This is a genomic window from Cupriavidus sp. C1SS-2L (assembly GCF_057073735.1).
Genome location: NZ_CP172709.1, coordinates 2,674,419 through 2,695,010 on the forward strand (window position 1 = coordinate 2,674,419; position 20,592 = coordinate 2,695,010).

Here is a 20,592-nt window from a genome sequence, read left to right on the forward strand (position 1 = left end):
GAAAACCTGACAAGGAGACATACCGGCGTGACCATTCCGAGCACCTCGCTGCAGAAGGCCTGCCGCCTGCTGCGCGCGCTGACCGATGTCCGTAACAGCCGCCTGACCGACCTCGCGAACGCCGCCGGGGTCGACAAGGCGTCGGCGCTGCGCCTGCTGGAAACGCTGGTGGCAGAAGGGATGGTGCAACGCGACGCGGTGACTAAGGCGTTCATGCCCGGCCCGGAGTGGCTGACCCTGCACGCCACCACCGTGCATCGCACCGACTTGCGCCCGCTGGTCCGCCCCGCACTGATCCGGCTGGCCAATGCGTTCCAGGACAGCGCCATCCTGTCCGTGCCCAGCGGCTGCGAGTCGGTCTGTATCGAATTGCGCCTGGGCACGTTCCCGATCCGCGCGAACTACCTGGACATCGGCAGCCGCCGGCCGCTCGGCATCGGCGCGGGCAGCCTGGCGCTGCTCTCCGCGCTGCCCGACGCGGAGATAGAGGCCGTGATCGAAGGCATTGCCCCGGCCATGCGCCGCTATCCACGCTTCAGCAAATCCATGCTGCTCGGCCACGTGCAAGCCACGCGCGAGCGCGGCTACGCAGTGCTGCTGGACGTGGTGGTCGAGCGCATGGGCGGCATCGCCATCGCGTTGCCCGGCCCGGACGGCTACCCGCTAGGTGCGATCAGCATCGCCGCGCTCAACGAACGCATCACCGAGCGCGAAGCCGCGATGGCGCGTGCGCTGCGGCGCGAGGCCGATGCCATCTGCCAGAACTGGCGCCCGCGCAGCGGCGCCATTCCCGACACCGAACGAGAACGGCCGGCGGCCCGGCCACGCACGCGAGAGGAGGCATGACATGCGCTGGAAGCAACGTCCGCAGGGTTCCAACTGGGGCGATTTCGGGCCCGACGACCAGCTCGGCCGCATCAACCTGATCGGCCCCGAGCAGGTCGTGAAAGGCGCGCGCGAGGTGCAGGCCGGCCTGAGCTTCTGCCTGTCGCTGCCGCTCGACTACCCCGGTGGCAACAAGCTCAACCCGCGCCGCCATCCGCCGATACTGCGCCCGACGTTCCGCGACGACATCCCGTACGTGAACTTCCCGCTGGCCAAGGTCGACCCGGCCGCGACCGACGTCATCAGCGACGACCAGGTGCTGATGTGCCTGCAGTACAGCACGCAATGGGATTCGCTCGCGCACGTCGGCGCGCTGTTCGATGCCGATGGCGACGGCAAGCCCGAGCGCGTCTACTACAACGGCTATCGCGCCAACGAGCATATCGTCGGCCCCGTGGACTATGCCGAGGACGACCACTTCGCGGCCCACCCGTGCGACCACGGCCACGACCACAGCGCCGCGCAGGCGCTGGGCATCGAGAACTTCGCGGTCAGGGGCATGCAGGGTCGCGGCGTGCTGGTGGATCTGGCGCACACGTTCGGCATGGATTTCCGCAACGTCGGCTATGACGACCTGATGCGCGCCATGGACGCCACCCAGGCCGAAGCCGAGCCCGGCGACATGCTGCTGCTGCGCACGGGCTTTGCCGAGGTGGTGCTGTCGATGCAGCGCGAGCCCGACGAAGCGGTGCTGCACCACAGCTGCTGCGCGCTCGACGGGCGCGACGACAAGCTGCTGCAATGGATCACCGATGCCGGCATTGCCGCACTGATCGCCGACAACTACGCCGTCGAGCGCTACCCTGCCCGCCCCGCGCCCGATGGCGACAAGCACCATCCGCTGCTGCCGCTGCACCACCACTGCCTGTTCAAGCTGGGCCTGCCGCTTGGCGAGTTGTGGTACCTGCGCGAACTGGCCGACTGGCTACGCGCCAATGGCCGCACGCGCTTCCAGCTCACCGCGCCGCCCCTGCGCCTGCCGGGCGCAGTCGGCTCGCCGGTGACACCGATCGCCACGGTCTGACCACACCACACAGCAACACACGACAGCACACAACAGCACACAACAAGCCACGGAGACGACATGAAGCGACACCATTCGATGTTCCGCAAGGCCGCCGGCACGCTGGCCATGGCCGCCGCGCTGGCCTGCGGCGCCGCGCACGCCCAGCCAGCGGCTGGCATCTCTGACGACATGGTCAAGATCGGCATGCTGCTCGACATGAGCGGCCTCTACGCCGATGTCACAGGCCGCGGCAGCGCCACGGCCGCGCAGATGGCCATCGACGATTTCGGCGGCAAGGTACTGGGCAAGAAGATCGAACTGGTGGTGGTCGATCACCAGAACAAGGCGGACATTGCCGCCAACAAGGCACGCGAATGGTTCGACACGGGACATGTCGATGCCATCCTCGACGTGGCGGCCTCCGCGCCGGCGCTGGCCGTGCTGGACGTGGCCAAGCAGAAGAACCACATCGTGGTGTTCTCGGGCCCGGGCAGCGAGCGCATTACCAACGACCTGTGCACGCCGGTGTCGGTGCACTACGCGTACGACACCTATGCGCTCGCCAATACGACCGCACGCGCCATGGTGCAGCGTGGTGGCAAGACCTGGTTCTTCCTGACCGCGGACTACGCGTTCGGCCATACGCTGCAGGACTCGGCCACCGCGGTGATCAACGAAGCCGGCGGCAAGGTGCTGGGCGCCGCGCGCCATCCGATCGGCGCGAGCGACTTTGCGTCCTACCTGCTGCAGGCGCAGGCCAGCAAGGCGCAGGTCGTAGGGCTCGCCAATGCGGGCGGGGACACCGTCAACGCGATCAAGGCCGCGTCGGAGTTCGGCCTGACGCGCAACGGCGCGCAGCGCATGGCCGGCCTGCTGCTGTACATCAACGACATCCACGCGATCGGTCTCAAGACGGCGAGCGGGCTGGTGCTGACCGAGGCCTTCTACTGGGACATGAACGACGCCACGCGTGCGTGGTCGCGGCGCTACTTCGAGAAGGTCAAGAAGATGCCGAACATGAGCCAGGCTGGCGCCTACTCGTCGGTCATGCATTACCTGAAAGCCGTGCAGGCCGCGGGCACCGACGAAACCGCCGCGGTGATGAAGAAGATGAAGTCCATGCCCATCAACGACTTCTTCGCCAAGAACGGCCGCATCCGCGAAGACGGCCGCATGATCCACGACATGTACCTGTTCGAAGTGAAGAGCCCGGCCGAGTCCAAGTATCCGTGGGACTACTACAAGGTACTGGCAACGGTGCCGGGCGACCAGGCTTTCATGCCCGCGTCAAAGTCGCAATGCCCGCTGCTCAAGCGCTGATGACACGCACAAGCTACGTACGCGGCACCGGCAACACGCGCTTCGGCCGCCTGGAGGGCAGCACGCCGTTGACGCTGATGGCGCAGGCCGCCGATGCCGCACTGGCCGACAGCGGACTGGCGCGCGCGGACATCGACGGCGTGCTGTGCGGCTACGCCACCACGCTGCCGCACCTGATGCTGGCCGACCGCTTCTGCGAGTACGCGTCGCTCACGCCGGCCTATGCGCACGGTGTTGCCGCGGGCGGCGCTACCGGCGGCGTGATGGCAATGCTCGCGCACGAACTGGTGCGCGCCGGCCGCTGCCGCCATGTGCTGGTCGTGGCCGGCGAAAACCGCCTTAGCGGCCAGAGCCGCGACCAATCGATCCAGACGCTGGCGCAGGTCGGCGAACCGCATGCCGAGGTGCCGAACGGCGCTTCGGTGCCGGCCTACTACGCGCTGCTGGCCTCGCGCTACCTGCATGAAGCCGGCATGGATGCCGATGCGCTGTCGGGCTTTGCCGTGCTGATGCGCGAGCACGCGGCGAGCCATCCCGATGCACATTTGCGCGAGCCGCTGTCACTGGCTGATGCGCGTGCCGCACGGGCCATCGCGACGCCGCTGCGGCTGTCGGATTGCTGCCCGATCTCCGATGGCGCAGTTGCCGTGGTCGTGTCCGCCGAGCCTGGCGTCGGCACGCCGGTGCGCATCGCGGGCGCAGGACAGGCGCATCGGCACCAGCACCTGAGCGCGATCGACGACGTCATGCAGACCGGCGCCGCCGACGCCGCGCGGCGCGCGTTTGCCGAAGCTGGCGGCGGCGCGGAAAGCATCGATTACCTGGCCATCTACGACTCGTTCACGATCACGCTGGTCATGCTGCTGGAAGAACTCGGACTTGCCGAACGCGGTCGGGCGCAGGCACGGCTGCGCGCGGGCGATTTCGGACGTAACGGCCCGCTGGCGCTCAATACGCATGGCGGCTTGCTGGCCTTCGGGCATTCGGGCGTGGCCGGCGGCCTGATGCACCTGGCCGAAGCCGCGCGCCAGCTCGCGGGCCGCGCCGGTGAACGCCAGGCCGGCACGCGCCGGCGCGCGCTGTTCCATGCCGACGGCGGCGTGCTGTCGTCCCACGTCAGCCTGGTGCTGGAGGCCATGCCATGACCCATCCCTATACCGATGGCCTGGACGTCGGCGTGGTGCGCTACCAGTGCTGCGACGACTGCGGCGCCTGGCAGCCGATGGAGCGCCATGCCTGCCGTCGCTGCGGCGGCCTGCAGCTGCGCTGGCGCGATGCTCGCGGACTCGCCACCGTCCACGCCGTCACCGAGATCAGCCGCGCGCCCGATGAAGCGTTCCGCGCGCTCGCCCCATACACGCTGGTGCTCGCTACGCTCGACGAAGGCCCGCGCGTGATGGGGCATGCCGAGCCCGGCGTCGCCATCGGCGACCGCGTGCGTGCGGGCTTCCTGCGCTTCGGCGAACGCACGCTGCTACGTTTCCAGCGCGAATAGCGCCGCCTCTGGCGCCCTGCCGGCAAGCGCCTCCCCGTCCCGGCCGGCATTCACAACCGGAGTAACCACTTGGCACCGAATCGATCCCGGCGGCACGCGCTCGCCCTGATTTCCTGTGTAGTCCTGTCCGCGACTGCCCTCCCGGTCGCGCAGGCACAGTCGTTCCCGAACAAACCGATCCGCGTCGTGGTGCCGTACCCGCCCGGCGGCCCGACCGATATCGTTGCCCGCGTGGTCGGGCAGAAGCTGTCCGAAAAGCTAGGCCAGCCGCTGGTCGTGGAGAACCGCCCGGGCGCCGGCGGCAATATCGGCGCCGAAGCCGTGGCCAAGTCCGCACCGGATGGCTACACGCTGCTGGTCGCCACCACCGCGCATGCCATCAACATGACGCTGTTCAGCAAACCCGGCTACGACACGCGCAAGGATTTCGCGCCTGTCAGCATGCTCACGCGTGGCCCGCTGGTACTCGTGACCGCTCCCGCCACGCCGGCCAGCAATGTGGTCGAGCTGATCGCACTGGCCAAGGCCAAACCGGGACAGGTCACCTTTGCGAGTTCGGGCAACGGCCAGTCCACGCACCTCGCCGCGGAACTGTTCAACAGCATGGCGGGCATCCACATGACGCACGTGCCGTACAAAGGCAGCGCGCCCGCGCTGACCGACGTCATGGGCGGCCAGGCCACGGTGATGTTCGACACGATGCTGTCGGCCATGCCGTTCGTGCGCGACGGCAAGCTCAAGGCGCTCGCCATCACGGGCGCCACCCGCTCGCCCGCCGCGCCGGACACACCGACCATCGCGCAGGCCGGCCTGCCCGGCTACGAGGCCAGCGCCTGGAATGCGCTGCTGGCCCCGGCCGGCACGCCGCCGGCGATCCTCAATACGCTCAACGGCGCGCTCAAGGCTGTCCTGCAGGACCCGGACGTGCGCGCGCGCTTTGCCTCGCAGGGCTTCGCCGCCGAATGGACCGAGCCCGCCGCCACCGCCCGCATCATCGGGCAGGAAATCGACAAGTGGGCCAGGGTCGTCAAGACCTCGGGCGCCACCATCGACTGACCTCTCACTATCCGCCTACCCGATCAAGCCTTGCTCATGACCGCCCCACTCCAGCCCCTGCTCTCCCCGCGCTCGATTGCCGTGATCGGTGCTTCCGACAACATCCACAAGATCGGCGGCCGGCCCATCCATTACATGAAGGCGCACGGCTATGCCGGCACGCTCTATCCCGTTAATCCGCAGCGCGACACCATCCAGGGGCTGCGCGCCTATCCCACGCTGGACGCGCTGCCGGAAGTGCCTGAGCTGGCCATCATCATCGTGGCCGGCGAAGCTGCGGTGCAGGCCGTGCACGACTGTGCGCGGCTCGGCGTGGCGGCGGCTATCGTGATCGCCTCAGGCTTTGGTGAAGCGGGCGCCGAAGGCCGCCGCCAGCAGGACGAGATGGTGCGCGCCGCGCGCGCCACCGGCCTGCGGCTGGTTGGCCCGAACAGCCAGGGGCTGGCCAACTTCGGCAGCGGTGCGATCGCGAGTTTCTCCACGATGTTCATCGAGGTGCCACCCCAGGACGGACCGGTGGCAGTGGTCAGCCAGAGCGGCGGCGTGGCGGCAATGGTCTACGGGTTGCTGCGCGGACAGGGCATCGGCGTGCGCCATATGCACGCCACGGGCAACCAGGCCGACATCACGGTCAGCGACTTGGCGCTGGCCGTCGCGCATGATCCCGGCGTGCGGCTGGTGCTGCTGTATCTGGAGAGCCTGTCCGATCCCGAGGTGCTGGCCGAAGCCGCACGCGTCGCACGTGCTCGCAATGTGCCGATCGTGGCCGTCAAGGCTGGCCGCTCGCAGGACGGGCAGCGCGCCGCGGCTTCGCACACCGGCGCCATCGCCAACGAAGACCGCGCTGTCGACGCGTTCTTGGCCCGCCATGGCATCTGGCGCGTCGACGATGCCCACGCGCTGGCACGCTGCGCGCCGATGTACCTGCGCGGCTGGAACGCCAGCGGGCGCCGGCTGGTGGTGGTAAGCAACTCGGGCGCCAGCTGCGTCATGGCGGCCGACGCGGCCCAGTCGTTCGGATTGACGCTTGCGCCGCTATCCGACGCCACCCAGGCAGCGCTCGCTGAACGCCTGCCAGGCTTTGCCGCAACGGCGAACCCGGTAGATGTCACGGCCGCGCTGCTCACCAACAGCGCGTTATTCGGCGAGGTGCTGCCCGTGGTCGGGCAGGATCCTTCCGCCGACTTGTTCCTGCTCGATATCCCAGTCTCCGGCATGGGCTACGACGTGCCGCGATTTGCCCGCGACGCCGCCGCGTTTGCCGACACCGCGGGCAAGCCCATCGCCGTCGCCGTCTGGCAGCAGCCGGTGGCCGACGCATTCCGTCAGGCCGGCGTGCCGACCTACGCCAATGCAGCCGAAGCGCTGTCCGCCTTCTCGCAGGTGGTCTCTCATCAGGAGCGCCTGCGGCAGATCGAAGCCGAAGGCGAGCCGCCGGTGCCGGCTCGCCCCGCGCTGCCGGTGACTGCAGGCGCGACGCTAAGTGAAGCCGCCAGCCTTGGCCGTCTCGCGGCCGCCGGCATGCCGGTGGTCGAGCACTACGTGTGCCGCCACGTCGATGCAGCAGTCGCCGCATGGCAACGCATCGGCGCGCCGGTCGCAGTCAAGGCCAGCTCGCCACAGGTGCCGCACAAGAGCGAATACGGGCTGGTGGCTTTGAACTGCAACGATCCGGAATCGGTTGCCAGCGCCTTTGCTGCCCAGACCCGCACGCTGGAAAAGATGGGCGCGACGTGCGAAGGCGTCGTGGTCGCCCGCATGTCTCGCGCCCAGCGCGAATGCATGATCGGCGCGCACTGGGATCCGGTGTTCGGCGCTGTACTGGTGGTCGGGGACGGGGGCAAGTATGTCGAGGTGCTGCGCGACACGGCTGTACTGCTGGCGCCTTGTCGGGAGGCTGACGTAGCCCGCGCGCTCGAAGGACTCCGCATCGCGCCTTTGCTGTATGGCGTGCGCGGCGAACTGGCGGTGGATCTCGCGGCACTGTGCCGGCTGGCGGTTCAGGTCGGCGATATGGTGCACGCAGCTGGCGGGGAGATCCGGTCGGTGGATCTCAATCCGGTGATGGTGAACGCCGGTGGTGTCGTGGTTGTGGATGCGCTGGTGGAGATCGCAGGAGGTTCGCTTTAGACAAAGTGCTGTCCCTGCGCTCGAGCCCCGGAATCGGACCCTTGGTGGCTTCCTGTTTCTCCGCCAGGCGCCGCGCCCTGGCGGAGAAGCCGGTCCCCGATGTGGTCTTCGAATGCGTCGGCGTGCCTGGCCTGATTCAACAGATCATGCGTGCAATGCCGCCGCGCTCCCGGGTAACCGTCGCGCTCGCATGAATCAGTCCCCCACAGGCTCCGCGGCGATACCCAGAGCCTCGGTCCGCGCAGCAAGAGTGCGGCGGGCGATATTGAGCTGGTGGATCTGCGTCGTGCCTTCATACAAACGGAACACGCGGACGTCGCGATAGAACCGCTCCGCCACGGTGCGGGCCATGTAGCCACTGCCGCCAAATACTTGCACCGCGCGGTCGGCCACACGGCCGGCCATCTCGGAGGCAAACATCTTGCACATCGACGCTTCCATCGTGACATCCTCGCCATTGTCGCGGCGGCGCGCCGTTTCCAGCACCAACGCACGCGCCGCATGCAGTTCGGTGTTACTGTCGGCGATCATCTGCTGCACGAGCTGGTAGTCGGCAATCGGCTTGCCGAACTGACTGCGCCGTGTCGCGTAGCGAACCATTTCGTCGACCAGGCGTACGGCCGGACCGATGCAGAGCCCCGCCAGGTTGATCCGTTGCTTGTTGAGCGCCTTCATTGCAGTCTTGAAACCGGTGCCTGGCTTGCCGCCGACGATGGCGCTGGCAGGCACGCGGCAATTCTCAAGGTAGATGTCGCCCACTGGCGAGCCGTGCTGCCCCATCTTGCGCTCGGCCGGGCCAGTGGTCAGACCGGGAGTGCCGCGCTCGATCAGGAACGCGCTGATGCCGGGCGCGCCGGCGACGCCAGGCTCGCTACGCGCGAAGACCGTGAACAGATCGGCAATCGGCGCATTGGTGATGAAGCACTTGGTGCCGTCGAGTACATAGTGGTCGCCCTCGCGCCGTGCGTTGGTACGCAGTGACGTGGCGTCGGAACCGGCATCCGGCTCGGTCAGCGCGAAGCAGCCGGTGAGTTCCCCGGAGGCAAGGCGGGGCAGGTAGCGATCTTTCTGGGCCTCGGTACCGTCCACCACCAGCGACTCCGACGCAATGCCGGTATTGCCACCGAAGCGTGCACGAAACGTCGTAGCAGCTTGCGAGACTTCGATATTGACCAGCGTAAGCTCTTCCGAAGTCAGTCCGGCACCTCCGAAGGCTTCCGGAATGCTATGACCGAACAGGCCAAGTCTTCGCATGGCATCGACGACGTCTGCCGGGATGGCATCGTCAGCATCGATGGAGGCTTCCAGCGGGATGCAGGTTTCGGCAACGAACCGGCGGATGTCAGCCAGTATTTTCTCGAGGCGAGCGGTGTCACGGATCATGGTGTATCTGTTTCCTGTCGATAAAGATAACTTGGGCGAGCCGGCGCGGTACAACACATCCGGGGCTCAGCTTCCGCCCATGCCCGCGTTGCGCAGAACGCCGGACCACTTGCGCGTCTCTGCGGCGATGCGCGCATCGAACTGTTGTGCGGAAAGGGGAGCTACGTCCATGCCGAGCTCGGCCAGGCGCTTCACGACTGCAGGGTCGGCGAGCGCCTTCGTCACGCTCTGCTGCAGCCGTTGTACCGCGGCGTCGGGCGTCTTGCGCGGCGCCACCAGGCCGAACCAGGCGCTAACCTCGAAACCAGGCAGGTGTGCCGACTCGGCCACGGTCGGCACCGACGGGAAGGCGGCGGAACGGCGCGCCGCGGTGGTGGCCAGAGCCACCAGCTTGCCGCTCTGCACCTGCGGCCGGGCGATGGCCACTGTCAGCGCCATCATCGAAATACGGTTGCCGAGCAGGTCGGTGAGAGCCTCGGGCTGCCCCTTGTAAGGCACGTTGGTAAGCTTCACGCCGGCGGACTGCGCAAGCAGTTCCGCGGACAAATGATTCGAAGTGCCAGGGCCGGGGCTCGCGTAAGTGAGCGACCCTGGCGCCGTGCGCGCGGCGGCCAGCAACGACGGCAGGTCGCGCAGCGGCGAGGCGCCCGGCACCACGATCAGGTTCGGGATATCGCCAATGCCGGCGATGGCCCTGAAATCCCGCTCGGCGTTCCATTTCACCGCCGCATTCAGCATAGGACCGACAACATGGCTCGGGCTGACGGCCAGCAACGTGTAGCCGTCAGCAGGCGCCTTGGCGACATAGTCGGTGCCGATCGCGCCGCCCGCGCCGGCGCGGTTCTCGACGATCACCGGTTGATGCAGGTCGTTTGCCATGTACTCGGCCGTAATACGCGCCACCGAATCCACCACGCCTCCCGCCGAGAAAGGCACGATGACGCGGATGGATTTCTCCGGGAAGGTCGCCGCCGCGTCGGCGGCCATCGCCGCACCTGCCGGCATGCCGCCTGTCCCAAGCATTGCCATCGCGGCGATCGCTGCCAGGGGGTACCGCCGGATTGTCTGGTTGTCGTGTCGTGCCATGCGAGTCTCCTGTTTTGGAATGCGAACCGCTGCGGGCCGCTTTGAAAATCACTGCCCGCGCCGGTCTGCGATGCGGGCACGGCGTGCTATCGTGCACACGCCAATTCGATCTGTTTCACACACGCGACCAGTCGCGGCGCTACGTCCCGTTCCAGGTACCCGCCGGTGTTGCGCATTGCGGAGACCGTGCAGTTCAGCGCGAACGGATCGTTGTGCAAACCCTGCCGGATCGGTGCCGCGATTGCATGAATCTCTGTACGCCACTCGCCGCGGCTGATGCAGTAGCCGTGCGCGGCGAAGTGCTTCTGGTCGGCTATCCACATCACCTTCTCGGCGGCGAAGCGCTCGGCATCGCCGACGCTCAACCGGTTCAGCACGGCGGTGCGCTCCTTCGCGTCGCATGCGAGCAGAATGGCTCGTCCGATCGAGCTGCCGAGCAGCGGACGCGTGCTGCCTATGTCGGGCTGATAGATGTTGGCGGTATCGACGCGGCAACTATCGACGTACACCACAGACAGGCGCTCACGCATGCCCAGGTTGACCGTGCAACCTGTCTGCTGGGCGATGGCTTCCATATATGGCCGTGCGATCTGCCGAATCGTGAGGCCGGCGAGCATGGGATAGGCGAGCGACAGCACCCCGGCACCGAGCCGGTATTTCTGGCTATTGGGCACGCGGCTCAGGAAACCGAGCAGCGAGAGCGTATAGGTGAGTCGCGAGACGGTTGCCTTCGGCAGCCCGGTCTGGGCCACGATATCCTGGTTGCCCAGCACCGGCCGCGCCGGCGTGAACGCCCGGAGCACATCGAGGCCGCGGGCCAGGTTGATGGCGAACTGGCGATCTGTCGCCAGTTCGTCGGAACTGGCAAGTCCGGGCAGTGGATTCGAGGTCATGGAGGGATCCTGCAACATTGGGGCGATGCTCATTTGGCAGACGGTTGAAGTCAATATCAGGGCGAACCGGTTCCGCTGTGCGAAACCAGGATTGTCCGCGATGCGCAGGTCTGCCACTGTCGAAGCCGTTCCGACTGACCCGTAGCGGCACCGACATGACACCTCCCCTTGCACAGACCACCTTCTCCAGGAATGCCCCGCAAGATCGCGGCCCGCTTGCGGGCGTGCGTATCCTCGACATGGCGACCGTCGTCGCCGGCCCGTTCTCCGCCACGCTGTGCGGCGATATGGGAGCCGACGTCGTCAAGCTGGAGCTGCCCGACGGCAGCGATCCGCTGCGCAGCCTCGCGCCGGTCAAGGACGACGTCCCGCTGTACTGGAAGGTCACCAACCGAGGTAAGCGCGGCATCACTCTCGACGTACGCACGGAGGCGGGCCGTGAGTTGTTCCTGCGCATGCTCGGCGAGTTCGACGTGCTCGTGGAGAACTTCCGTACTGGCACGCTCGCGCGCTGGGGCCTCGATCTCGCCACACTGCACGCGGCAAATCCGCGTCTGATCGTATTGCGCCTGACCGGCTTCGGCCAGACCGGGCCCTATGCGGCACGCCCCGGCTTCGCACGCATTTTCGAGGCAATGAGCGGGCTGACAAATCTCGCCGGCACCGAGGAGAGTGGCCCGATGCACATGAACTTCCCCATCGGCGACATGATTGCTGGTCTGTTCGGCGCGTTCGCCATATCGACAGCCATCGCCGAGCGGCGCGCCAACCCGGAATTGCGCGGCCGCGAGATCGACCTCGCCGCCACCGAGGCACTGTTTCGCCTGCTCGAACCGCTCGCCGTCGAGCACGAGCAACTTGGCGTGGTGCGCCAGCGGGCCGGCAACCGCGCGACCTATACTGCGCCCTCGAACATGTACCGCACTGCAGACGGCGTGTGGATGACGCTGGTGGCCTCGTCCGACGCCACATTCCGGCGCCTGGCGGAAGCGATGGACCAGCCGCAACTGCCGCTGTCCCCCGATTTCGCGGTGAACGCTGCGCGCATCCGTAACCTGGAGCGGCTCGATGCGCTGATCGCCGCATGGTTCGCGGCGCGCGATGCCGATGCGGTGTCCGCGGCGCTCGAACGCTGCGACGTACCGTTCAGCAAAGTATTCACGATTGCCGACGTCATGGCCGACGCGCAAATGCAGGCACGCAGCGCCGTGATTCGCATGCCTGATCCGGACGTCGGCTCCGTGCCTGCGCCGTGCGTGGTGCCACGCTTTGGGGGGTATCAGCCGCCCGCACCCCGCACCGGTCCCGCCACTGGCGAACACAACGACGAGTTCTACACCGAACTGGGTCTTGGCAAGGACGACCTCGCGCGGCTCGCGCGGGACGGCGTCATCTGAGTGCAGGCAGGAGCCGGTTTCCGTTGATCACCGTTGAATTGACGCTACAACAAGGAGACTCCTTGGGCACCCTGACCGAGTTCCGCCAAGCGGCTCGCACCTGGGTCGAGGCGAACTGCCCGTCCGAGATGCGCGAGCCGATGCACAGCGATGCCGACCTTTGCCGGGGCGGCACCAGATTCCACTTTCAGTCCGATGCCTGCCAGACCGTGCTTGCTGGTCTGGCAGTGCCCGCATGCTGCCCCCGCAGCACACTCCTTTACAACGAGTCAGCCCTGGGTCCCGAGACCCGGCAGGCTTTCCCCTGTTCATCCCGCCGCCGCGCTGCGACCGGCGCCCGCTGGCCATGGCCACGCAATAGGAGGCCGTCATGAACCGCTTTCTTGCCTATCGCCTGCATGACGACGGCCCGGACGGGCGCGTCGCAGGACGCTTCACGGAGCTTCGCTTCGACAATCTGCCGCCTGGCGATGTGCTGATCCGCGTGGCCTATTCCGGCATCAACTACAAGGACGCGCTCGCGGCGGCCGGCCGCAATGCCATCGTGCGGCAATATCCGCGCACGGGCGGCATCGACCTGAGTGGTCACGTGGCGGCGTCCGATGACCCGCGCTTTCGCGAAGGTGACGCGGTGGTCGTGCATGGCTTCGGCATCGGCGTCGACCACGACGGTGGCCACGCGCAATATGCCCGCGTGCGCGGCGATTGGGTGATGCGGCTGCCTGAGGGCCTCTCACCGCTGGAGGCCAGCACCATCGGCGTGGCGGGCTACACCGCCGCGCTGGCGCTGCACTGGATGGAGCACAACGCGATGAGCCCGGAGCAAGGGCCGGTGGTGGTAAGCGGCGCGACCGGCGGCGTCGGCAGCATGGCGGTCGATATTCTTTCGGCGCGCGGCTACATGGTGCACGCGATGTCCGGCAAGAGCGCGGAACATGCCTATTTGCGCTCGCTTGGCGCCGGCGAGATCCTTTCGCCAGAGGTGGCCTCGCAGCCCGGCAAGGCACTGGAAAAGGCCCGATGGGCAGGCGCGATCGATACCGTCGGCGGCCCGGTGCTGGCCTGGATGATGCGCACCATGCAGCCGAACGGCGTCATCGCCAGCGTGGGCAACGCCGGGGGCCCGCAACTGGACACCACGGTGCTGCCTCTTATCCTGCGCGGCGTACGCCTGCTAGGCATCAATGCCAACAGCCCGATGGCGCGGCGCGAGGCCGTATGGGCAAAGCTGGCTGCCGACTATCGGCCCCGCCGCCTTGCCACCATTGGCCAGGTCATCGACTTCGACGCACTCCCCGACGCCATGGACCGCATGCTGTCACGCGCCACGCGCGGACGTCTGGTGGTGCGCATCGATAACGGTTCGCCCGACCTTGAGCGGGGATTGTAGTGTGAAGCGCCACGCCGAATCGCCGACTGGCTGATCGGACAGCAAGCCTTTATCGAAGAACAGTATGCGCCGCCGCGATCCCGCGGCCGCTGGCGGCAAGGCAATGGTGAATGGCAAGCCGCCAGACCCGAATCGAAAAATTGGAGATACGAACCATGGGACCTCTTGCCGGTATGAGGATCGTTGAACTGGCCGGCATCGGCCCCGGCCCCATGTCTGCCATGCTTCTGGCCGACATGGGGGCCACCGTGCTGCGTGTGGAGCGCCGTGACGCGGCCGACCTGGGCGTGAAGCGTCCCATCCAGTACAACCTGCTGCTGCGCAATCGAAGGGCCATCGCGCTCGACCTCAAGGACCCCGCCGCCGTCGAACTGGTGCTGGATCTGGTGGAAAACGCCGACGCGCTGATCGAGGGCTTTCGTCCCGGCGTGACCGAGCGGCTCGGCCTCGGCCCGGATGTCTGCCTGAAGCGCAATCCGCGTCTCGTCTACGGCCGCATGACCGGTTGGGGCCAGACCGGACCGCTGGCGAGCGCCGCCGGGCACGACATCAATTACATCTCCCTGACCGGGACGCTGAACGCGATTGGTCGCCACGGTCAGCCGCCCAGCGTGCCGCTGGCATTGGTGGGAGACTTCGGAGGCGGCGCCATGTTCCTGGTCATGGGCCTGCTGGCCGCGATCATCGAGGCGCGCGGCAGCGGCAAGGGACAGGTGGTGGACGCCGCGATCGTCGACGGTGCGCTGGCACTGAGCACGGCGATCTACGGCATGCATGCAGGAGGCCTGTGGCACCCCGAACGTGGCAGCAACGTGCTCGACTCCGGGGCGCCGTACTACGACGTCTACGCTTGCAAGGACGGCAAATACATCTCGATCGGTCCGATCGAGGCACGCTTCTACTCGGACCTTCTCCAGCGCCTGGATCTCGACGCGGCGGAACTGGGGAACCAGAACGACACCGCCGCCTGGCCTCGCGCGAAGGAGGCCTTCGCACGCGCCTTTCTCGGGCGGACGCGCGATGAATGGTGCGCCGAACTGGAAGGCACCGATGTCTGTTTCGCGCCCGTGCTGTCCTTCGACGAAGCGCCGCAGCACCCTCATATGCAGGCACGCGGCAGCTTTGTCGAGGTCGACGGAGTTACCCAGCCCGCGCCGGCACCGCGATTCAGCCGCACCCAGCCAGCCGTACCCACCGCGCCGCAGGCAGCGTGCGATGCCACGGTATTCCAGGCACTCTCCGGCTGGATGGACCCGGCTACGGTGGGCAGGTGGCAGGAAAGAGGGGTCTTGGGCGGTTAAGGAAACCCGTCATGCCGAGGTCAAGTTGATGGCTGAACGCAGCCACATCGCTTTGGGACCCTGGCCTCTTTGAGCTTCAGAGCCGGCCTCACCGGCCCCTTACTCGACCGCAATCCCCTTATCCCGAATCACCTTGCCCCACTTCGCGTAATCCTGGCGGATACGCTGGCTTTCTTGCGCAGGCGTCTGGTAGTTCGCAATCGCGCCAGCCTTGAGCACCTTGTCCTGGACATCCTTGTCGGCCAGGATCTTGCCGACTTCGGTGGAGACACGGTCGACGATGTCCTTCGGCGTTCCCGGGGGCGCCAGCAGGCCGCCCCACGACACGGCGTCGTAGCCCTTGAAGCCTTGCTCTGCAATGGTCTTGACGTCCGGCAGCATGCTCACGCGCTGCGGCGAGCCGATGGCGATGGCGCGCAGCTTGCCGGCCTGGATATGCGGCAGCGCGGCGACGAGATCGGCGTACATGATCGGTACCTGGCCGCCAATGGTGTCGCTGATCGCGGGCACACCGCCCTTGTACGGCACGTGCTGCATCTCGAAGCCGCCCATCTGCTTGAGCAGTTCCATGCTCAGGTGGCCGAAGCTGCCTGCGCCCGAGCTGGTGTAGTTGAGCTTGCCGGGCTGGGCCTTGGCCTGCGCGATCAGCTTGGGCAGATCGGTCACGGTCGGCAACAGCGCCGGGTTGACCACCACGACGATCGGCAGGTCATAGACCGTGGCGACCGGCGTGAAGTCCTTGGTCGTGTCGTAGCCGGCCTTCTTGTACAGGTACGGGGCGAGCAGCGTCGGCGTGGCCAGCATCATGAAGGTGTAGCCGTCCGGTGCGCTCTTGGCGACCTGCGCGGCGGCGATGGAGCCCGATGCACCGGCGCGGTTCTCCACGATCACGGGTTGCTTGAGCGCTTCGCCCAGCTTCTGGCCGACGATGCGCGATACGGTATCCGTAGGACCGCCCGGCGGGAACGGCACGACAAGCTTGATCGGCTTGGTCGGCCAGGCTTGCGCAAACGCGCTGCTGATCAGCATCGGCGCGGCGGCCAGCGCCAGGATGGCACGGCGGCGGGAGTGGACCATACGGGTGAAATTTCGAATACGCACTTTTAGTTCCGGTTTGAGTCAGTGCAAGGTCTCCATGGGGCCCCCTTGCCGGGCCTGGCCGCGCGCACACTCATGGCGTTCGCGCGGCGCGAATGCTCAGGCGTTGCCCGGTGTCTCCGGCAGCGTCAGTACGCCGCGCGCCTGCAGGTCCTGCAGTTGCTCGTCGCTCATCTCCAGCAGGTTCTGCAGCACGGCCCGCGTGCCTTCGCCCAGCGTCGGCGGCGCGCTGCGGATCGGCAGGCGCTGGCCATCCAGGCGGTACGGCGGCGCGAACACGTGCGTGCTGCCTGCCACCGGATGCGGCATTTCGCGCAGCAGGCCGCCCTGGCGGGTCCGCTCGCTGGTCAGCGCCTCATGCAGGCCGGCCACCTTGCCGCACGGAATGCCGCAGGCCGTCATGCGTTCCAGCAGCAGGTCGCGCTTGAAGCTGCGGATCAGGCCGGTGATCAGCGGGGTCAGCGTCTCGCGGTGCTTCGCGCGTTCCACATTGGTCGCATAGAGCGGATTCTCGACAATGTCCGGGCGCTCGATGACCTGGCGGCAAAACTTGTCGAACTGGCTGTTGTTGCCCACGGCGATGATCAGCGGTCCATCGGCGGACTCAAACATGCCGTAAGGCACGATCGACGGGTGGGCGTTGCCGTAGCGTGCCGGATCATGGCCGAGCAGCATGGCGTCCAGGCCGTAGTAGCCGGTGACCATCACGCCGCAGTCGTACAGCGCCATCTCGATCAACTGGCCCTTGCCCTTACGCTCGCGGCGGAACAGCGCGGCCAGCACGGCCTGCGCGGCATACATGCCGGTCATCAGGTCGACCACGGCCACGCCGAACTTCAGCGGCGGCGTGTTCGCTTCGCCGTTGAGCGCCATCAGACCAGCCTCGCCCTGGATCACCAGGTCGTAGCCAGGCCGCTTGGCCTCGGGCCCGCTGGTGTTGTAGCCCGACACCGCGCAGTAGATCAGGTCCGGCTTGATGGCCTTGAGCTGCTCGTAGCCGAGGCCCAGCTTTTCGGCGCCGCCGGTCTTGAAGTTGTGGATGACCACGTCGAACTGCGGCAGCAGGTCATAGACGATCCGCACGCCTTCCTTGCTCTGCAGGTCGAGCGTGATGGACCGCTTGTTGCGGTTCATGCTGTTGAAGTACGTGGTCTCGGTCTTGCCGATGCGCATGCCCCAGTCACGGGTGTCGTCGCCGCGGCCGGGGTGTTCCACCTTGACCACGTCGGCGCCGAAGTCGGCCAGGACCTGGCCGCACAGCGGCCCCGCGAACACACGCGACAGGTCCAGCACACGCACGCCCTCCAGCGGGAAGTCGACGTCCTGGGATGGTTCGGTTGTTGTTTGCATTGCTTGTCTCCATGCGCTGCAGCGAGGCATGTGCCGCCTCGCTGCAATGAATTGTTCTGGCCACACTGGCGTCGCGCACTGCGCGACGCCGGCATGTCAGCGGCCGGCCTGGTTCAGGCTGGCAAAGTCCTTGCCTTCCGCCACCAGCTTCTCGAGCAGCGGTGCCGGCTTCCAGAATAGCGGGTCTTCCTTGGCAAAGGTGCGGATATCTTCGAGGATCTTCGGCAGGCCGACCATATCGGCATACTTCATCGGGCCGCCGCGGAAGCGCGGGAAGCCGTAGCCCGACAGGAACGTCACATCGACATCGAGCGGACGCAGCGCGATGCCTTCTTCCACCACCTTGGCGCCCTCATTGACCATCGCGGCCATATAGCGGCGCATGATCTCCTCGGCCGTGAACTTGCGCGGTGCGATGCCCTTCTTCTGGCGTTCGGCCTCGACAATGGCGAGCACTTCCGGGTCGGGCTGGCCGATGCGTGCGCCTTGCGGGTACAGGTAGAAGCCACGGCCCGTCTTCTGGCCGAACCAGCCGCGTTCGCAGATGCGGTCGGCGACTTCGACATAGCGCGCCTTTGGATCGCGCGTGGCAGCGCGGCGCTTGCGCGTGGCCCAGCCGATGTCGCCGCCGGCGAGGTCGGTCACCTGGAACGGGCCCATCGGATAGCCGAAACCGCGCACGGCCTCGTCGATCTCGTAAGGGCTGGCGCCGTCTTCCATGATGTAGTCGGCGGCCTGCTTGTAGACGGCCAGGATGCGGTTGCCGATAAAGCCGTCGCACACGCCTGCGCGCACCGGGATCTTCTTCATGCGCTTGGCCAGTTCGAACGCGGTCACGACCACGTCCGGGCTGACCTTGGCCGGCACCACGATCTCCAGCAGCTTCATGATGTTGGCCGGGCTGAAGAAGTGCAGGCCGATCACGTCCTGCGGACGCGAGATGCTGCCAGCGATCGCGTCGATATCAAGATACGACGTATTGGTCGCCAGCACGGCGCCCGGCTTGCACACGCGGTCCAGTTGCTGGAACACGGCCTTCTTGACTTCGATGTCTTCGAACACGGCTTCGATCACGAGGTCCACGTCGGCAATCGATTCATACGACGTGCTCGGCGTGTAGCGCGCCATGATCGCGGCCTTGCCTTCCGGCGTCATGCGGCCCTTCGCGATCAGGCCGTCGTAGACCTTCTCGACATTGGCCTGGCCACGCGCGATGGATTCGGCATCGCGCTCGATCATCACCACCGGCAGTCCGGTATCGAGCGCGGCCACGGTGATGCCCGCGCCCATGGTGCCACCGCCGATCACGGCGATGCGGTTGAGCGCGCGCGGGGCGGCGCCTTGTGCCTCGGGCACCTTGGCGGTTTCGCGCTCGGCAAAGAACGCATGGACCAGGCCGGCGCGCTGCGGGCTGTTCAGGCATTCGACGAACAGCGCGCGCTCTTTGGCCAGGCCTTCGTCGAACGGCAGTTCGACCGCGGCACGCACGCATTCCACAATCTTCTGCGGCGAGAACAGGCCGCGCGTCTTCTTGGCAGTCTCGGCCTGCAACGTGTCGAGTTCGGCCAGTGCTGCGGCCTTGTCGGCAATGGCGAGGTCGCGCGTGCGGCGCAGCGGCGCGCCTTGCTCCAGCAATTCGTTGACGTAGGCGAGGCCAGCGGCCACAGGGTCGTCGCCTTCAGCCAGGCGATCAACGAGACCAGCGGCCTGCGCGGCCTTGGCCGACAGGTGCTTGCCGCTGAGCATCAGATCGGCAGCGGCCTTCACGCCCATCAGGCGCGGCGCGCGTTGCGTACCGCCAGCGCCGGGCAGCAGGCCCAGGTTGACTTCAGGCAGACCCAGCTTGGCGGCCGGCAGCGCGAGGCGATAGTGGGCCGACATGGCGACTTCCAGGCCGCCCCCAAGGGCCGGACCATGGATCGCGGCGACAACGAGCTTGTTGCTGGCTTCGATCTGGTTGCAGACTTCCGGCAGCGACGGCGGCATCGGCGGCTTGCCGAATTCGCGGATATCGGCGCCGGCGATGAAGGCCTTGCCTTCTCCCACGACCAGCACGGCGCGCACGCCGGCATCGGCTTCGGCCTGTTCGATGGCCTGCTTCAGGCCCTGGCGAACGGCAACGCCGAGGGCATTGACCGGCGGATTGCAGATGGTGATCACCTGCACGTCGCCGTGGCGGGCTGTGCGAACGACGGAAGCTTCGTTGGTCATGGGGGTTGTCTCCAGTTACTGACGGTCAGTCCGGCATTCTTGCCCTGATAAATTGACTATACAATCACAATGATTGTTGACATAACGTTAAAGAAAATTTGACGATTAGGCGGCGGGGGGCGTTAGTTGGGATTTGGGGTGTCGTGCTTGGCGGCGCCGCTGTTTCGCCGGCGTAGCCGGCGAGTCACTTTTTGTCCGAGCGACAAAAAGTAACCAAAAAACGCGTGTCTTGGCAGACGGCCATCAACGATGCGCTTCTATGGCTCGAGCGGCTTTGGTCTCGCGATGCTTGGGTGCTCGTTCAGGCCTGCTCACGCTATGTGAGTCAGAACCTGTGCCTGGCGCGGTACGACTTTTGAACGATCCCCAAGTTGGACTCGGGTACAGCGTTTCAACAAGGTCAGTGGTGTGACGCCTTCGGCTGCGCTGCGCGCACGTCGTAGTCGGGGTGCAAGTTCATCAACGGCGGGCGCCCGAGGTCCGTTTTCTACTCCTTCTCTCTACTTCGCGCATGCAGCGCGGGCATCGTTGCCGAGGCGCGGTTTGCCCTGGGCCCACGTGCTCAGACTTGAGCTCTGCGCGTAGCGCAGC

16 protein-coding genes are annotated in these 20,592 nt (G+C 66.7%); 10 read left to right on the plus strand and 6 right to left on the minus strand.

All coding sequences use genetic code 11. The features are described 5' to 3' along the window. Positions 1–27: 27 nt before the first annotated feature. The 7 genes from ACIGJG_RS30080 (at position 28) to ACIGJG_RS30110 (ending at position 7,892) form a co-directional block, all read left to right on the plus strand. Positions 28–846 carry an IclR family transcriptional regulator gene (locus ACIGJG_RS30080; protein WP_483673646.1) on the plus strand — a complete coding sequence of 273 codons (819 nt, stop codon included), beginning with the start codon at positions 28–30 and terminating at the stop codon, positions 844–846. 1 nt (position 847) lies between these two features. Continuing rightward, positions 848–1,909: a cyclase family protein gene (locus ACIGJG_RS30085; RefSeq protein ID WP_140953386.1), complete on the plus strand. Its 1,062-nt coding sequence runs from the start codon at positions 848–850 to the stop codon at positions 1,907–1,909. Positions 1,910–1,969: 60 nt separating this feature from the next. Continuing rightward, positions 1,970–3,211, plus strand: a complete 1,242-nt coding sequence (locus ACIGJG_RS30090) for an ABC transporter substrate-binding protein (protein WP_011300011.1) — start codon at positions 1,970–1,972, stop codon at positions 3,209–3,211. Next, positions 3,211–4,356 carry a thiolase family protein gene (locus ACIGJG_RS30095; RefSeq protein WP_483673648.1) on the plus strand — a complete coding sequence of 382 codons (1,146 nt, stop codon included), beginning with the start codon at positions 3,211–3,213 and terminating at the stop codon, positions 4,354–4,356. The genes ACIGJG_RS30090 and ACIGJG_RS30095 overlap by 1 nt, the downstream gene beginning before the upstream one ends. Next, complete coding sequence (locus ACIGJG_RS30100) at positions 4,353–4,706, plus strand: Zn-ribbon domain-containing OB-fold protein (protein ID WP_140953389.1); 354 nt, start codon at positions 4,353–4,355, stop codon at positions 4,704–4,706. The genes ACIGJG_RS30095 and ACIGJG_RS30100 overlap by 4 nt, the downstream gene beginning before the upstream one ends. A gap of 69 nt (positions 4,707–4,775) precedes the next feature. Next, positions 4,776–5,762, plus strand: a complete 987-nt coding sequence (locus ACIGJG_RS30105) for a tripartite tricarboxylate transporter substrate binding protein (protein ID WP_483673649.1) — start codon at positions 4,776–4,778, stop codon at positions 5,760–5,762. Between the two features lie 36 nt (positions 5,763–5,798). Further along, positions 5,799–7,892 (plus strand): acetate--CoA ligase family protein, encoded by a 2,094-nt coding sequence (locus ACIGJG_RS30110; protein ID WP_483673650.1) that lies wholly within the window; start codon positions 5,799–5,801, stop codon positions 7,890–7,892. A gap of 195 nt (positions 7,893–8,087) precedes the next feature. Here the strand turns inward: ACIGJG_RS30110 and ACIGJG_RS30115 are convergent, their stop codons facing one another. The 3 genes from ACIGJG_RS30115 to ACIGJG_RS30125 all read right to left on the minus strand — a co-directional run bounded on the left by ACIGJG_RS30115 (position 8,088) and on the right by ACIGJG_RS30125 (position 11,254). Next, positions 8,088–9,275, minus strand: a complete 1,188-nt coding sequence (locus tag ACIGJG_RS30115; protein ID WP_483673651.1) for an acyl-CoA dehydrogenase family protein — start codon at positions 9,273–9,275, stop codon at positions 8,088–8,090. 66 nt (positions 9,276–9,341) lie between these two features. Beyond that, positions 9,342–10,361: a tripartite tricarboxylate transporter substrate binding protein gene (locus ACIGJG_RS30120; RefSeq protein WP_483673652.1), complete on the minus strand. Its 1,020-nt coding sequence runs from the start codon at positions 10,359–10,361 to the stop codon at positions 9,342–9,344. A gap of 86 nt (positions 10,362–10,447) precedes the next feature. Then, positions 10,448–11,254: an IclR family transcriptional regulator gene (locus ACIGJG_RS30125; RefSeq protein ID WP_140949246.1), complete on the minus strand. Its 807-nt coding sequence runs from the start codon at positions 11,252–11,254 to the stop codon at positions 10,448–10,450. A 155-nt stretch (positions 11,255–11,409) separates the two neighbouring features. On the opposite strand from ACIGJG_RS30125, the gene ACIGJG_RS30130 reads away from it, so the two are divergent. The 3 genes from ACIGJG_RS30130 to ACIGJG_RS30140 all read left to right on the plus strand — a co-directional run bounded on the left by ACIGJG_RS30130 (position 11,410) and on the right by ACIGJG_RS30140 (position 15,342). After that, entirely contained in the window at positions 11,410–12,651 is a 1,242-nt protein-coding gene (locus ACIGJG_RS30130; protein WP_483673653.1) for a CaiB/BaiF CoA transferase family protein, read from the plus strand. Positions 12,652–13,021: 370 nt separating this feature from the next. Next, entirely contained in the window at positions 13,022–14,041 is a 1,020-nt protein-coding gene (locus ACIGJG_RS30135; protein ID WP_483673654.1) for an oxidoreductase, read from the plus strand. Positions 14,042–14,196: 155 nt separating this feature from the next. Beyond that, the gene (locus ACIGJG_RS30140; RefSeq protein ID WP_041680142.1) at positions 14,197–15,342 is read left to right on the plus strand and encodes a CaiB/BaiF CoA transferase family protein; all 1,146 of its coding nucleotides are present in this window, start codon (positions 14,197–14,199) and stop codon (positions 15,340–15,342) included. Positions 15,343–15,441: 99 nt separating this feature from the next. Here the strand turns inward: ACIGJG_RS30140 and ACIGJG_RS30145 are convergent, their stop codons facing one another. From ACIGJG_RS30145 to ACIGJG_RS30155, 3 genes are all read right to left on the minus strand, one after another. Beyond that, positions 15,442–16,419 (minus strand): Bug family tripartite tricarboxylate transporter substrate binding protein, encoded by a 978-nt coding sequence (locus tag ACIGJG_RS30145; RefSeq protein WP_011300000.1) that lies wholly within the window; start codon positions 16,417–16,419, stop codon positions 15,442–15,444. Positions 16,420–16,539: 120 nt separating this feature from the next. Further along, the gene (locus ACIGJG_RS30150) at positions 16,540–17,790 is read right to left on the minus strand and encodes a CaiB/BaiF CoA transferase family protein (protein WP_483673656.1); all 1,251 of its coding nucleotides are present in this window, start codon (positions 17,788–17,790) and stop codon (positions 16,540–16,542) included. Between the two features lie 96 nt (positions 17,791–17,886). Beyond that, entirely contained in the window at positions 17,887–20,001 is a 2,115-nt protein-coding gene (locus ACIGJG_RS30155) for a 3-hydroxyacyl-CoA dehydrogenase NAD-binding domain-containing protein (RefSeq protein WP_140949217.1), read from the minus strand. Positions 20,002–20,592: the final 591 nt, after the last annotated feature.